This is a genomic window from Bdellovibrio bacteriovorus, assembly GCF_001592735.1.
Taxonomy (GTDB): domain Bacteria; phylum Bdellovibrionota; class Bdellovibrionia; order Bdellovibrionales; family Bdellovibrionaceae; genus Bdellovibrio; species Bdellovibrio bacteriovorus_D.
In genome coordinates this window covers 1,744,194-1,758,638 of record NZ_LUKE01000001.1, presented here as the reverse complement: position 1 = coordinate 1,758,638, position 14,445 = coordinate 1,744,194, and the positions used below count along the sequence as shown (strand labels likewise).

Here is a 14,445-nt window from a genome sequence, read left to right as displayed (position 1 = left end):
GTGAGGTCCTATGAAGAAGTCACCGTCTTTCAGAATGTACATGCTGCTGTCCCTGGTCGCCCATGCGATCGTAGTTGCTTCTTTGCTGGTAGCGGAGAAATTAACTCCGTCGGACCAACCAAAAGAAACTGTAAGCATCAACTTTCTGACTCCGGAAGACCTACAAAAGATGGCTCAGATTGAGGAAGCGGTAAAGCAGCGTCGTGAACGTCATACCCCGAATAATCAAGTGGTTGAGCAAAACGAAGACACGGCCAACAATGTTGCGCCAGAGGATTCTCGTTTCCTAAGCGCTAAAAACCAAAAAGTCGAAAAACAAACCGTGGCGAAAAACCGTGGTGAGTTTCAAAACTTAAAAAAGCCGTCTGCTGAAAAAGCAGGCGCTAAGGGCGATGGCCGTAAAAAAGTAGCCGAAGTTAAAGAAGAGTCTAAAAAGATGATCGAAAAAGACATCTTTAAAGGCTTTGACTCAACGGCCGCCTTGGATAACCAAAAACTTGCCGAAGAAAAAGTGGATAAGGGCCTAGGTGAAGGTCAAGGTTCCCAAAATTCCGGCGTGGGTGGCGAAACCAGTCAAACCAATGACTATCTTAAAGATGTTGATCAAGGTTTAGAGACGCTTTTGAATACCCGCGAGTTTAAGTATTATTCGTACTATAATCGAATCCGCAAACAGCTTTCCCAGCACTGGGAAGGACGCGTGCGTGAAAAACTCACTAAGCTTTTTAAAGAAGGTCGCGCCCCCGCAGCCACTAATAAAGACCGTGTGACCAAAGTGCTTATCGTTTTAAACGACGCCGGGACTTTAGTCCGTGTGCAAGTTCTTAGCGATTCTGGTGTGCGCGATCTTGATGATGCTGCGATCGAAGCCTTCCGTGACGCGGCTCCATTTCCCAATCCACCTAAAGGGATTGTCGAAACTGACGGCACCGTCAAAATCCGTTGGGATTTTGTCCTCGAAGTTTAAAATAACTCTACCTAGACTTATCATTAACGAGACTTACTACTTACCACCTTTGACAATAATATAAAGAGATCCGGTGAAGGAGATAAGAGTATGTCTAAGTTCACACTTAGTGTGGTGGTTGCGTCGATGTGTCTTTGGGTAGGCCCTGTTCACGCCGCTGATAATGGCTTGTTCATGGTGGTTAAAGGTTCGGTCAAAGTCATTTCGGGTAAAGACAAGTCCACAAATATCGCAAAAGTCGGTTCCAAAGTTTTTTCAGGCGACACCGTTGTTACCGAAAAAGACTCAAGAGCTAAAATCGTCATGGCGGATCGCAACGTCTTACAACTTTCCCCGGATACAAAGTTTGAAATCACCAACTATAAAACCAGTGAAATCGAAAGCGAAAGAACGGCTCAACTGGCTTTGATGCAAGGTAAAGTTCGCGCCCAGGTCGAACAAAAATACGGCGAAAAAAATAAATTTGAAATGCGCACACCCACGGCGGTTGCTGGGGTTCGGGGCACTCAATACGTTGTTCAATACAATCCCACGACGGCCATGACATCAATCATGGTTATGAGTGGTAAGGTTATGGTCGCTCCGGTTACGGCAGGCGCACCCGCTATCCCCGTGACTCCGAATCAAGGAGTTAATGTGGGATCATCCACGGCAAAATTAGAAACATTCTCTGTCTCCAAAGAACAAATGAATAGTTTCTCAAACATGTCTGACACCAAATCAATGGACGCCATTCAAAAAGAAGCGCCAGCCGCGGCTCCTCAAAGCGGTGGCACGCCTGATTCAAGTAAAAATGATGAGCCGAAAAAAGACGATTCAAGAATGCCCAGTTCTGAAGCAAAGCCCGCTGAGCGCATGGTGACTTCGGAAGATCATGGGGGGACTGCTGTCTCGAATCCAAAAAATGCCCCACCTCCGGCACCTGAAATCAAACCGCCTCCAAAACCTGTTGTAGCTGCACCTCTGGCGACACCGACGCCAATTCCTAAAACTGCGACCGAAGCCATTCAAAATAAAGGTACAAAAACCAAAGTGATCGTTACGCCTAAACCTCAATAATCGTGAGTCACATGAAAACCATCCTTTGCACCCTCATGACCATGAGCCTCCTTTTGGGGGCTCCGGTATTTGTAAAAGCTCAAGAATCCAGCCTGACCGTTGATGTAAAACAAGGTAAACCCGTAAAAATTCGCTACACTTCAAAAAGACACAAAGGCGACTCAAAAACGGTTCTTATAAAAGACAAACAAACCGGAAAACGCGCCCTTATTGCATTGCCTCTGGTGAATAATAAGGAAGGCCTTTATGAAGGAACATTCGTCATCGTCTTTGATGAAAAAGAGGAAGATGCTCCTAAAGGCGTGACCAACATCACTCTTGATGTTTATCCGATCCGCGCCACCAGCACGAAGATGGCCCCAAGCACAGATATCCGCAAAGCAAACCTAATTCTTTTGCAAAGCAATCAACAAGAAAAAGAACGCATTGCTTATGAACTAGCAGAATCTAAACGTCGTGAAGAACTTGAAAAGAAAGCCCTGGCGATGTCTGAGCAAGAACGCAAAAATCGACAGCTCAAAGCACAAAACGCCGCCGCGGCCGCCATGACCTTTTATCAAAATAAAGACTACAAGCAAGCCACCACAAAGTTTAAAGAAGCCATCGAAATGGATCCTTCTAATAACAAATACTATTTCCAATACGGTGTTTCGCTTTTTCAAGAAGAAGAATATCAAAAATCCCTGGTCGCCTTATCAATGGCTGAAGACGGTGATTATTCTCGCGTCGATAAAAACTACTTCATCGGCATGAATTACTACCGCATGAACGAACCGGAAAGTGCCTTAAAATATTTTATCGAAGTTCGCGATGAAAATGATGAAATGCTCAGTGCGACGGCCGCCTATTACGCGGGTATGTTGCAGTACAACTCTTCCCGATTTTCTGAAGCCAAAGACTCCTTTGGATATGTTTTAGATCGATCTAAAGATCCAAGCATGGATAATACGGCGGAATCTTACATCGAGAAAATTGATGCCATTGAAGAGTTTAACGCAAAATTCAAAGACAAATGGGCCTATGATCTTTATGGCGGCGTGATGTATGACTCCAATGTCCTCAATATTGCTGCCGCAAATGCACCCACTGATTTGGCCGGACTTCGTTTCATGTACGGAGCAAGCTTAGAGCGTCGACTGATTTACGATTACTTCAAAGAGTTTTCGATTGTTGGTAGCATCAGTGATATCTATTCAACCAGCACAAGTCTTGAAGCAAAAGAAGACCTTCAGAACGCCGATCCTTTGGTGTTCGGACTAAAAGCTCCGTTTAAATGGAAGACGAGTTTATTCGATAAGAGTTACTCTTTGACACTCACCCCGGGGCTTGAATCCATCATGATGAATGTGGACGGTGAAGGGGCGCGCGAAAATACCAACAACTCCACTTATCTAACGGTTAGTAACACATTCTTTCATTCGGAAAAATGGGTCGCAAACTATGATCTTGATATTCGCAATGATATTTCAAATATTGACGCCACTGAAGCCGATGATCAAACGGCCCTAAAAACCTCGATAGGTACCACGCAGATTTTCATCGGGGATCTAAAAACTGGCAAAACATATATTGCTGATCTGTTTCTGATCAACAATGCCGCTAAAGGTGATAATCAGAGATACAACCGCATCAATTTAGGCCTGACTTATGCGCAAAATTTTTACTGGCAAACTCAAGGTGCAGCTCGTATTGATTTTGGCACCGCGGACTATCCCGATTCTTCGGCTGGCAGAAAAGATTCAAACTATGGTCTGACTTTTTCTGCAAGTAAGCCGCTTACAAAACAGTGGAATACGTCTGTAAGTTTAGGTTGGAGCGACAACACTTCGAACGTTGACGCCTATAAATACGACAAGATCACAATCTCGAATATGTACACGTACTCAGGCGCGTTCTAATTCAAAGTGATCGCCGCCTGATATGTTGTTTTTCGCCCACCGGCTCCGGTCACAATCAAATGATACTGAGCCGCGGGGGCCATGGTTAAACAATCAAACTTCGTCGCCGTCTGATTTGAGATAGTACAATTATATTGAGAAGCCGGTGTCACGGTGTTTTGCAAAACCGCACTGGTCACGCTACCTAGAGATTCCCCGTACACTGTCACCGTTGCACCGAACGTTATATCAGCCGTCGCCGATGTTGGGTAAAACCGAGCGATAAAGGGAGTAATATTTTGAGCGATGCCGTTACACGTCCCGATTCCCGCTCCGTCCGCCCGATTCGAGCCAGCGCCGCCGCCAAATCCTTGAATAGTATTATCATACTGACTTGGAGAATAAGCCTCTAAGGCAATGGCGGTACTAGGAACACTGCATGAGCCCGTCACGTGAAGATGATTTCTGCCACCGCCTCCACTGCCACCACGCCCTAGCCCAAGACCCGAAGAGGTTTTCGCATAACCGCCGTTCGAACGCAGTTTCATTTCTGCTGATCCAGAACCCGTCACGTTTTGCGTGATCACGCGCACAGATCCGCCAGCTCCACCGGCGCCCCCCATGGTTGAACCACCAAACGAATTAGCGCCATCGGCATTTAAGACAAAACTATTCCCATTAAGCTCGATGGTTTTTGCATCTAAAAGAATCAAGCCACCACCTGATCCGCCGGCTGCATCGTATCCTCCGCCGCCTCCGCCACCCATAAAGACCTTGCCAAACAAGCACGAAGTATCCACAACTCCATAACCACATCCATATTGATCTCCAACAACAAGACCACCAAAACCATTTGCTAAGCCATTTCCGCCGGTACCACCGTGCCCGCCGCCACCTGGATGAATTGAGGGTGATGACAATCCACCAGATCCCCCCGAACCATTGACCGCAAAAGTCGTCGGCGTATCCGTATTTGCACCGTCATAACCTTGGCCGTCTTTGCTGTAAGCGCCACCGTTGTAACCACGAGTCGCGACATCAATTCCACCACTCGTGGTAAGTACAACTTTATCTTTCACACGGATAATCACGATCCCGGCCTCATGATCGGCACTGTCATTACTAAGATCACCGAATCCTGCCGCATTAAATGCGATGTTCGCGCCGTTACTGCCGTTAAAAGTCAAAGTATTGAAATTGGGAACACGAGTAATTACGAGTCGACAGAAATTTCGAGACGCCACCACTCCGCCCGCAGTGGCCGCCAAAGCCGAGGTGGTAATAGTGGAAAAACGCTCATCATCGACATTGATATTTAGCTCTGCTGACGCCACCGTTTGAACTATTCCACGAGTTCTAAATCCGACCACCGTATTGCCACAGCTGTTACCGGCGGCGACATAAAGCGCGACTTCATCACCGACCACAAATTTGGATGCTAAGCCCGTCAGTTTCGTTCCGATAACAAGATTTTTTGCACTGCTGCCCACGTTTAGGGACATCACCCGCGTGGTGGTAATAAGAGGCACGGCTTTTAAAGGACTGTTAACATTCCGTGGATCTGTCATCCCCGAACTTACTATGAAGTTTCCATCAGCACCCGTTCCGAAATCACCGTAACTGGGTGTTGATCCGCCTCCACCGCCGCCACTTCCATTTTGAAAATCCGGGCCTTTGCATTCTTCAAAGGATTGATTGGCATCAAACGTTAAATTAACTGCAACTTCCTTGGTTTGACCACCGATAAACTCCAGCTGTCCTGCTTCGCCCAAAAAATAAGGTTTTGAAAGTTGAGATTTATCCATATCTGCCGTGCCCGTAAAATCCTTACAAGCACTGGGATCTGCTGCATAAAAACCAAAAACGCCGACGACGCGGTCCTTGCCGGCTTCGACTTCAAAATCTAAAGTTTTTCCCTGTAAAACGCCACCCTTCCATTTTCCAAAAACTTTCATTGGGATCGTCGATGCTTGATTTTTATAGCACTGATTAGTTCTTAATGCAGCTTCGGGACCTGAGATATAGACACCAAAGCAGTTAAAGGGCGCATTACCGGAAAAGCCCGTCGGGATCACTAAGGACCAATCATCCGTTGATCCGTTTGAAACCAATGCTGATATTTTACCAGTCTGTACAACTTCGGGAAATTGGATGGAGAGTTTAGACTTGCCCCCGGCATTACGTTCACAGGCGTTAAGTAAAACCAAAAAACTTGTAAGAGCGAAAAGAATTTTGTGGTCCATGATATCTTTTCGGGCTCTCACATTTAGAAATAAAGTCGTAGGGTTGGACTTTCTATTTCTTGGTCATTACAAATACACCATCCCAGTTTTCGGGAGGAGGATTTGTAATGAATTCTTGGCAGCGCTCGACATAAACCTCGGCGACCGGGTCAACGGTTTCACCTTGGACCAGTGTCTCAAACTGAATCAAAGCCTCGGCAAATTTCTTCTGTTCATACTTACGATATGCTTCTTCAAAAATATCTAGCCGCTTTTTCTTATCTTCAGAGACGTTGCCTTCCGCCACCAGTTCAAAAATCCGCACGGGTTTGGTTTTCCCTTTTACTTTTACTTGATCTATCTCGCGGCAGACGAATTTTTCTTTCACTTCGGCATAAGTAAATTCGCTAATAATAACTCGAGTGCCATATTCTTTGTTGATACCTTCTAAGCGCGAACCCAAATTCACCGCATCGCCCATGACGGTATAGCTGCGCACGATGTTCGACCCCATATTACCTACGCTCATATCCCCCGTATTAATCCCAATACCGATATCGATCGTAGGTATTCCTTCTTTTTTGAACTCCTCTTGAAGCTCTGCTAGTTTCACGAGGTGCTGCAAAGCTGTTCGACAAGCTTCTTGAGCATGTTGTGGATAAGGAATGGGCGCACCAAAGAAGGCCATCAAAGCATCGCCCATATACTTATCCAAGGTCCCTTTGTTTTTAAAAACAATCTCGGTCATAGGCGATAAGTACCGACTTAGGATCTCTGAAAGCTTTTGCGGCTCTAAGGACTCGGACAACGTCGTGAAACCGCGGACATCTGAAAAGAAAACTGTCATACGCTGTTTACGACCACCTAGTTCTAAGTTTTCAGGAGCTTTTAGAACTTCATCCACGATGGCCGGTGAAACGTATTTGGCAAACGTGCTTTTTAGCTCTTTCTTTTTTCGTTCTTCGGTCAGGTATTTAAAAGTCTGTAAGACCGTAAAATTTAAGAACACCAAAAGGAACAGCGGAATAACGGCCGAAAGCATCACGTGGAATTTTAAGAACATTAATAAGTCCACGCCGACGATCAAGACTATCGCTGACATCGATACAACGATTCCAGCGACCGCCCCCGTTTGGGTCCACAAGATACTGAGCAAGATCCCTAGCACCAAGATCACCCATGGCATGACCTTGCCTTCCATTTCCCAAGGGACGAGGAATTTTTGATCAAACATTTGGGCTAAGGCCTGAACGTGGATTTCAGGCCCCGGAAAATTCTTTTCAAACGGAGTGACACGCAAGTCATAAACGCCGGTCGCCGTGGCGCCGATGATGACCATGCGATCTTTGAAAAAAGCTTTACGATCCATTTCTTTTTGATCGACCTTCCAGCGGTTGTTAGCTTGATCCCACTCCCTTTGAATCACTTTAATGGTGGGGCCTTGCCGCAAAATTTCTCGCGCAGAAACATGGGGAATAGAATAGGTTCCACCGTAATAGTTAATACGCATAAAGCTGTATTTATCCGTGGAAAGAGAGAAAACTTTCTTTTCAGGCTCTTGCGATGGATCAAAGATATCAAATCCCACAATCTCTTTCATTTTTGGATTGCGAGAACTTCGGTCCACGACCACCTGAGCCCGATAGCCCATGCCCGTTAAATATGTTTGCAGGGACAAGGTGGGAACAAAGGACGTTCCCATGCGATTCCCCGTTCGATAAAATAACGGCATTCGACGGACACTTCCGTCGGTATCTTGGAAAGCATTAAAGCTTGAGTTGAAATCCACACCTTCTTGTATCTTGGGCAGATTCGCTGTCCAATTCCATGAAGCCGGCAAGGGATGCCGCAGGACTTTATTTTTAAATTTTGCGATAGCGGTTTTTAATTCTTCCGGTTTCACATTAAAGGCCTCGGCATAAGCTTTATCAATATTGGCATCATGCCCAGGCAGAAATGAATCATGCTCCGTCAGCCAATCACGGCAAAATTCAAAGTTTCTTTTCCACAGTTGAATCTGCACGTATCTTTTTTGTGCATCGGTAAGCCGGTCTTCAGAAATTTTTAATTCATCTTTGATGATTTTAGGCTTTTGCACACCTTCATAAATTTCAAAGAAAGGATTTAATAGTTTTCCGAAGTCCACGGACTCATAAAAATCAGCACGATCTTCGACGACAAATGAGGCATTTAAACGCACAACGTCTCCACCATTGGCCCGAATAAAAGCTTCGTTCACGCAATAATCTTGATAAGGAAGCCATAAGTCCCCCGCGGGTTCCGCAAAACTGCCGGTGACCACTTTGTCGCGATGTTTAGTTAAAGACTCAGCCAACATTTGATCTGATGTTGGATCCCCGATTTGGGGTTCAGAAAAGATCACATCATAGCCAATGGATTTTGCGCCATCAGTAAAAATCTGATCTGTCATCTGCGCTATAACCTTACGAGCCCACGGCCAGCGCCCCACTTCTTCCAAAGAAGGATCATCAATGGCCACGAGTGCTACCGGTGCTGAAGTAGGCTCAACTCCGCGGATTTGCATTTTTAAATCGAGCATCTTTAAATCGAGGGTTTCTAAAAAACCGACAATGCTTTTGGGATCTTTTTCTTCGTTTCGCAAAGTTTGATAGGTATAAAACCGCATGGAAAGGAAGACGAAAACAACGGTGACCGCGACGCCAAGAAAATAAGAAATTTTGTCAGTTTTCATTCTAAATAGAATGATTTTATTCACGCAAAAAGACAATCGACCCAAGGATTGTCCTAGTCTTCGGTCGCGCGCAGGCGTACAGTGGCCTTATCATGAAACCGATCCCTTTAGATTTTAAAAAGCTCCTCACCGCCCGTTTCTTTTATACTTTCGCTGTACAAATGCAGGCCGTGATCTTGGGATGGCGTATTTATGAACTTTTAAAAGATCCTTTGGCGTTAGGATTGATCGGTTTGGTGGAGGCGGTCCCCGCAATTGGCCTTGCTTTGTACGCAGGTTATATCGTGGACAGATCTCGTCCACTGATCGTTTATCGTCGTATCATTTATCTTTCACTGCTCTCGGGCGTGCTAGTTTTAGCCGAACATTTATTTGCTTCGAATTTACCCATCATCTTACAAGCGACGATGCTTTATTCCGCTTCTTTTTTGACGGGCTTAGCGCGTTCATTTTCTCAACCCGCAATTTTTGCTTCAGTTCCACGTATCGTTGAAAGATCCGAATTACCGCGCGCGACCGCTTTAACAAGTTCGGTGATGCAGGTGGCCCGCATCGCAGGTCCTGCAGTGGGTGGCATCATCTTTGGATTTATGGGGGCTATCGTATCCTCGTCTCTGGTGTGTTTGATGTTAGTGATCGCTATTGCTGCGATGCTGATGATGAAAATTGAAATTGCGCCACCTGAAAATCGTTTTGAGCATGCATCCATCAAAGACGAACTTCTTTCCGGCGTGCGGTTTGTCTTTAAGCACAAACTTTTACTTCCGGCCCTTTCGTTAGATATGTTTTCGGTTCTCTTTGGTGGTGTAACGGCACTACTTCCCATTTTTGCTAGCGACATCTTAATGGTGGGCCCTAAAGGCTTAGGAGTTCTAAGAGCCGCCCCCGCCATCGGCGCCACATTGATGACTATTTATCTCGCCCGCGTTCCGGTCCAAAAAAATTCAGGCCGATGGCTGTTCACGGCCGTGACCGGATTCGGGGTCTGCATTCTTGTCTTTGGCGCAAGCACCAATTTTTATCTTTCAATGATCGCGTTGGGTCTCAGTGGCATGTTTGACAGCGTCAGCATGATCATTCGTTCGACGGCCGTTCAATTGGCATCACCGGATCATATGCGCGGAAGAATCTCTGCCGTAAATTCTATTTTCATTGGATCATCCAACGAAATTGGCGAGGTCGAATCCGGCCTTGCCGCTAAACTTTTAGGAACTGTTCCTGCCGTGTACTTTGGCGGGATCATGTGCCTGCTGTCGGTCGCGGTGGTGGGATACCTGTCGCCCGCGCTTAGGAAGCTTGACCTCGAGGAACTGCAAAAAGAGGAAGCAAAACTCAATCCTTAAGCGCCCTTCTTTGTCCCATGTAGTCCATCTAGACGGCTTTACCGTCACCTAACCCCCTATATTCGCTATGGTTTCATGAAACTAAGGCATCATTTTTGAAGTGCTGGGTGCTGAATAACGTTAAGTAACGAGTTTTAAAATATTAACCATTTGGTTAACTTTTTAGATAACTATTTACCAAACAGATCTGTCGATGGGTTTTGAAGCTTTGTATAACAGCGTCATCAAACGCTTACGAGTTTTAAAACCGAAAGGATACTTTATGAAATCACTTATCAAAAACGTACTTATCAGCAGCAGTCTGTTATTGGTTTTGACCGCTTGTTCTGAGCCGGTTCAAAAAAAATTGATCACCGTCAATGCGCAAATGGAATCCAACGAACTTGCCAACGCAGGTGAGCAATTGATGGTTCCTCAATCTTTGCATTTGGCAAATAAAGTTTTCGAAATGGCCTTAGCTAAAGATCCCGCAAATAAAAAAGCCCGCTTTTATCACACCTTCTTAAAACGCGTGATGATCTTTGAAGGTATTGTTCCTCGCATCCAACCTTATGTTGATAAATACGGAGAACCTGAAGTTTTCGCTAAAAGACTTAAAGAAATTCCCAATGGTCCCGCGCGCCAATTTTTATTAAAGAAAAAAGACGATGCGGAGCTCATCAAGAATGTCGCCGATATCCAGAAATTACTTTTAGAGTATCGCAAAGCTGCAGAAGACTTCAGATCTTTCGTTATTGAAAATGCCGATATTAATTTAGAACTTTACCTAAACCCAAACTTCTTTCAAGACATCGTGGAACAAAACAAATGGGATGCCTGTGAGATTAAAGAGGACAGCAACGGTTGGGAGATGACGTGCGATCCTTCAGAAATCGAAACAGTTAAAGTAAATATGGCGGACCTATTAGTGTTAAAGCAAATGGCTGCAGGAGATATCATTTACGCCACCGGAGCCACAAGCTATAGCTTTGGCACTATTGATGAGCTTATTAAGAAATCCGCTAACATGACTCCGGAAGCCATTGGCGAATCAGCAAAGCAAACAAAAGATTTTGGTCTTTTGATGAAGTCTCAAGGCTTAACAGCCATTCGCAGCCTGGGTTCGGATTTAAGCGTAGGTATGAAATGGGCCATTAAATATCAAGAAAGTCTTTGTAAACGTGATGAGTACGGTCGCATGGTGGCCCGCCGTGGATTTTTAACTAAAGACATTTGTGTCGATACCGTGAATGCAAACAAATCCGTGCAAGTTCTAGATAGCGTTCTTGCAGGAATCATCAATGCTCCTGTGGAATTAAGAGACGGCTCAACAACCACGACAGATTTTAATATCATGGTTCTGTTAGATAAACCTATTTTCGATTTACGCATGGTTATGCCGACTCTTTGGATTGAAGAAGGCCAACGTCCAAAAGAAGTCCCAGATGCTTCTATCGGCGGTCTACTACCGAAAGCAGATGCCAATACTTTATTAGAGAAAATCAAGTAGTCGGAAGAATTCATGAAACACTTGGCCAAGTTTTTAATCATGATACATCTTAGCGCAGGGGCTCCGGCCTTTGCGTCAGCTATTGAGGCAAAGATGTCTTCCTTTAAGATGAACGTGTGTTCATCGGAACAGGGATGCTTGGAAGTTGAAGCGCCTTTTTCTGAAGGCAGCCAAGCGCGCCCACTTCATCGACTCACTAAACCGGTGGTTACTTTAATTAAGAACAATAAAAAGACCGTTCTAAAAGCCGACACGGGATATATTGATCTTTCAGAAAATCAGCTGGTGCTTTACACCAAAACACACGGCTCCACGCAAGAAACGTATTTTAACTTGAACGACCTAAAACGTTTTGACGTACTTCATGGTGCCCGATGAATACGTTAAAAACACTGTTCATTTTTTTAATTCTTTCCAGCCTGATCGCCTGCCAAGGCACGGAAAAAGAAACCATTCGTGAAGTCATACGCGAACAAGGCAATCAAAATGAAGCTCAAGGTGGTGCCGACACTGGTGGTGGCGGTAACGGCGTTAACGGAAAACCATTAGAGGCGTATGCCGTGAATATGAAAAGCACCGGATCCTTTAAGCAATTGGTGCTGCCAATTATTTTGAAGGTTCAAGAAGCTCATCCCCGCTTTGCTTCAGACATGGTTCACATCGCGATTAATCGTAAATGGTATTTCGTGCCTGTGGATTTAAATAAACTTCCCGCACACGCCATCGGTGTCAGCTTTGGCGACAAAGACTTGCAACAGATGGCTTTGCAAAACCTCAGTGCGGTGTGGGTGGATTCAAAACTTTTTAACGCCAAAGAGATGAGCGAAGAAAATCGCGCCCAGCTTGTATTGCACGAGATCTTAATGGGCATTCGTTTGATGGCTTACAAGAACTCTTTGGACAACTGCTATTCTGAAGTCGCTTATCTGGGTATTAAAGAAGAAGACGCGGGCAAACATCGCCAACAACGCGATAAGTGCGCACAGACTTATGGACTGAGCAATCGCGACCGCAGCGGCGGAATCAAGTTATCCAAAGAGGACTATGACGCTATTCGCGATTTAGGATCAGAGCTTTGGAGCAACCAAGGACAAGTTTCGAAAGTTCAACTGGATGCCTGGCTTAACGCCAACGACTTCCGTAAGTATTAGTATTCAAACCAATCGATATTCAAACAGCGGACGGTCTCTGACTTTGACGGAATCACTTTTGCGGTGATGGACTGAACAAAGCCTGGAAGCTCCATCCGCACCCATTCTGCCACCTCTTCAGACATCGACATCGGACCTGAAAAGAAAAAATCTTCATCGCGAATTTGCGTCATCTTACTGGTGGCTTGAATGTGCCAGTTCTGCAAATGGCGACTTGCTAGTGGAGAAGAAGAAGGCAAGTGGATATGGGAGGGGCCCAGCTTGAGCTTATTCTTCTCCTCCACTAGCAAGTGGTGATCGATTAAAAAATCTAAAACTTTTTGAATATGATTGCGCGGCAGATTTAATCGGGTCGCTAAAACTTCCGCATTATTATACTGGCCAGTATCCGCCAGCATGCGCACACCTTGATAAACCCAACTGGAATAAAAAGTCATCTTGGCCGACTCATCAAGCTCTGTGGCTTTAAGGCGATTTTCTGTTTTTTTTGCTTTCTCTTGGCGCGATTTAATTTGGCGCAAAAATCTTTGTTGCAGCTTGTGACTGCCCGCTCTTCCATGATCGACAAGTAAAAGGAAGTAATCTGTTTCATCTTCGTCCAAAGCTAGGAAGTCACAAACTTCCGATGCGAGTTCTAAACTGAGATGCTTATCCCCTTTAAAAACCTGACTCACCATCGTGGTCGAAACATTGAGGGCTTGTGCCAAACGACGGTATTCACCAAACCCCCCGCGAGGCTGATTTTCAACCCAGGAGTTATAAAACTCTTTGTAGTCTTGAAATTGGTAAATCGTCACTGCCACACAACTATTAACCAATTAGTTAATAATTACGTCAACTATTTACTACATAACTCTATCGATCCTAGTGAGGTCGTAATACATTGCGTCAATTTATTGAAAGGACACGTTTATATGAAAACTCTTAGTATGATTATGATCTTGTTGACCCTGGGAACAACGGTCGCTTTTGCGCAAAAGAAGTCCCCTCCTCCGGCTGGAGACCGAAACTATCTGGTATCGACCTACCTCTGGAGTCCGACCCTGACATTTGGAAAGTACATCCATCCGCAAGGAATTTTCCAACTGGAAGCCGGTGGAAATATTTATCGCGATGCAAACATCGAGAGCCGATTTAGAATCAACGCCAATTATAAGCATTACTTTCAGAACTTCTGGTTTGGGAGTGAGTTTTTCTTAAAAGGCGGCGTAGAGTACATGAAAATGAGCTATTCGGCCAATGACTATAGCTCTACCCAGAATAAGGGTTTGGGTTTTAAGGGGGATAATATCTCCACGATTTTTGCCCTGGGGCACGAATGGCGCAAAAGATCTTGGGTTCTCGGTGTCGACTGGGCCAGTGTCCGCATTCCGCTGACTTGGCAGATTTCTGACGAGCGCGTTTCTACGGGTGCGGACTGGGAAATCCACCAGCTGCATGACGAAGAAAGCATTTATCTTAAGAACACTCGGTTTGAGTACTTTCATTTGTACATTGGCTACAACTTCTAAAGTCCCCAAATTAGACCTTTTTCTCTCTGTAAACGACCAAAGACTCCTCCTTTTGTCGCAATAGAGCCCCGACTCGTGCTGCGGGGCTTCAAGTCGTGGACTCCTCTATGATA

At 45.2% G+C, this 14,445-nt stretch carries 11 protein-coding genes; 8 read left to right on the top strand and 3 right to left on the bottom strand.

The genetic code is table 11. The features are described 5' to 3' along the window. Positions 1 to 10: 10 nt before the first annotated feature. From AZI86_RS08565 to AZI86_RS08555, 3 genes are all read left to right on the top strand, one after another. Positions 11 to 967 carry an energy transducer TonB family protein gene (locus AZI86_RS08565; protein WP_061834633.1) on the top strand — a complete coding sequence of 319 codons (957 nt, stop codon included), beginning with the start codon at positions 11 to 13 and terminating at the stop codon, positions 965 to 967. A gap of 90 nt (positions 968 to 1,057) precedes the next feature. Then, on the top strand, positions 1,058 to 2,026 hold the full coding sequence (locus AZI86_RS08560) for a FecR family protein (RefSeq protein WP_061834632.1): 969 nt from the start codon (positions 1,058 to 1,060) through the stop codon (positions 2,024 to 2,026). Between the two features lie 11 nt (positions 2,027 to 2,037). Then, complete coding sequence (locus AZI86_RS08555) at positions 2,038 to 3,924, top strand: tetratricopeptide repeat protein (RefSeq protein WP_061834631.1); 1,887 nt, start codon at positions 2,038 to 2,040, stop codon at positions 3,922 to 3,924. Here the strand turns inward: AZI86_RS08555 and AZI86_RS19455 are convergent. Together AZI86_RS19455 and AZI86_RS08545 are read right to left on the bottom strand one after the other, a co-directional pair. Beyond that, positions 3,921 to 6,146, bottom strand: a complete 2,226-nt coding sequence (locus AZI86_RS19455; protein WP_061834630.1) for a hypothetical protein — start codon at positions 6,144 to 6,146, stop codon at positions 3,921 to 3,923. The genes AZI86_RS08555 and AZI86_RS19455 overlap by 4 nt on opposite strands. Positions 6,147 to 6,198: 52 nt before the next feature. After that, positions 6,199 to 8,838: an adenylate/guanylate cyclase domain-containing protein gene (locus AZI86_RS08545; RefSeq protein ID WP_157684663.1), complete on the bottom strand. Its 2,640-nt coding sequence runs from the start codon at positions 8,836 to 8,838 to the stop codon at positions 6,199 to 6,201. 92 nt (positions 8,839 to 8,930) lie between these two features. On the opposite strand from AZI86_RS08545, the gene AZI86_RS08540 reads away from it, so the two are divergent. The 4 genes from AZI86_RS08540 (at position 8,931) to AZI86_RS08525 (ending at position 12,821) form a co-directional block, all read left to right on the top strand. Continuing rightward, positions 8,931 to 10,181, top strand: a complete 1,251-nt coding sequence (locus AZI86_RS08540) for an MFS transporter (protein ID WP_061834628.1) — start codon at positions 8,931 to 8,933, stop codon at positions 10,179 to 10,181. A 262-nt stretch (positions 10,182 to 10,443) separates the two neighbouring features. After that, complete coding sequence (locus AZI86_RS08535; RefSeq protein WP_157684662.1) at positions 10,444 to 11,670, top strand: hypothetical protein; 1,227 nt, start codon at positions 10,444 to 10,446, stop codon at positions 11,668 to 11,670. Positions 11,671 to 11,682: 12 nt separating this feature from the next. Then, a complete protein-coding gene (locus tag AZI86_RS08530; protein WP_061834626.1) occupies positions 11,683 to 12,048 on the top strand; it encodes a hypothetical protein in 366 nt (121 codons plus the stop codon). Then, positions 12,045 to 12,821 (top strand): hypothetical protein, encoded by a 777-nt coding sequence (locus tag AZI86_RS08525; RefSeq protein ID WP_061834625.1) that lies wholly within the window; start codon positions 12,045 to 12,047, stop codon positions 12,819 to 12,821. Before AZI86_RS08530 ends, AZI86_RS08525 begins: the two co-directional genes overlap by 4 nt. On the opposite strand, the gene AZI86_RS08520 is transcribed toward AZI86_RS08525, so the two are convergent. Continuing rightward, positions 12,818 to 13,624 carry a TIGR02147 family protein gene (locus tag AZI86_RS08520; protein WP_061834624.1) on the bottom strand — a complete coding sequence of 269 codons (807 nt, stop codon included), beginning with the start codon at positions 13,622 to 13,624 and terminating at the stop codon, positions 12,818 to 12,820. The genes AZI86_RS08525 and AZI86_RS08520 overlap by 4 nt on opposite strands. Before the next feature lie 111 nt (positions 13,625 to 13,735). Between AZI86_RS08520 and AZI86_RS08515 the strand changes: the two genes are divergently transcribed. Beyond that, positions 13,736 to 14,332, top strand: coding sequence for a hypothetical protein (locus AZI86_RS08515; RefSeq protein WP_061834623.1), 597 nt, complete (start codon positions 13,736 to 13,738; stop codon positions 14,330 to 14,332). The last annotated feature ends 113 nt before the right edge of the window (positions 14,333 to 14,445 follow it).

Bases quoted from the DNA above. Each gene is read 5' to 3' on its own strand.
- AZI86_RS08565 (WP_061834633.1), top strand. From the start codon at position 11: ATGAAGAAGTCACCGTCTTTCAGAATGTACATGCTGCTGTCCCTGGTC.
- AZI86_RS08560 (WP_061834632.1), top strand. From the start codon at position 1,058: ATGTCTAAGTTCACACTTAGTGTGGTGGTTGCGTCGATGTGTCTTTGG.
- AZI86_RS08555 (WP_061834631.1), top strand. From the start codon at position 2,038: ATGAAAACCATCCTTTGCACCCTCATGACCATGAGCCTCCTTTTGGGG.
- AZI86_RS19455 (WP_061834630.1), bottom strand. From the start codon at position 6,146: ATGGACCACAAAATTCTTTTCGCTCTTACAAGTTTTTTGGTTTTACTT.
- AZI86_RS08545 (WP_157684663.1), bottom strand. From the start codon at position 8,838: ATGAAAACTGACAAAATTTCTTATTTTCTTGGCGTCGCGGTCACCGTT.
- AZI86_RS08540 (WP_061834628.1), top strand. From the start codon at position 8,931: ATGAAACCGATCCCTTTAGATTTTAAAAAGCTCCTCACCGCCCGTTTC.
- AZI86_RS08535 (WP_157684662.1), top strand. From the start codon at position 10,444: ATGAAATCACTTATCAAAAACGTACTTATCAGCAGCAGTCTGTTATTG.
- AZI86_RS08530 (WP_061834626.1), top strand. From the start codon at position 11,683: ATGAAACACTTGGCCAAGTTTTTAATCATGATACATCTTAGCGCAGGG.
- AZI86_RS08525 (WP_061834625.1), top strand. From the start codon at position 12,045: ATGAATACGTTAAAAACACTGTTCATTTTTTTAATTCTTTCCAGCCTG.
- AZI86_RS08515 (WP_061834623.1), top strand. From the start codon at position 13,736: ATGAAAACTCTTAGTATGATTATGATCTTGTTGACCCTGGGAACAACG.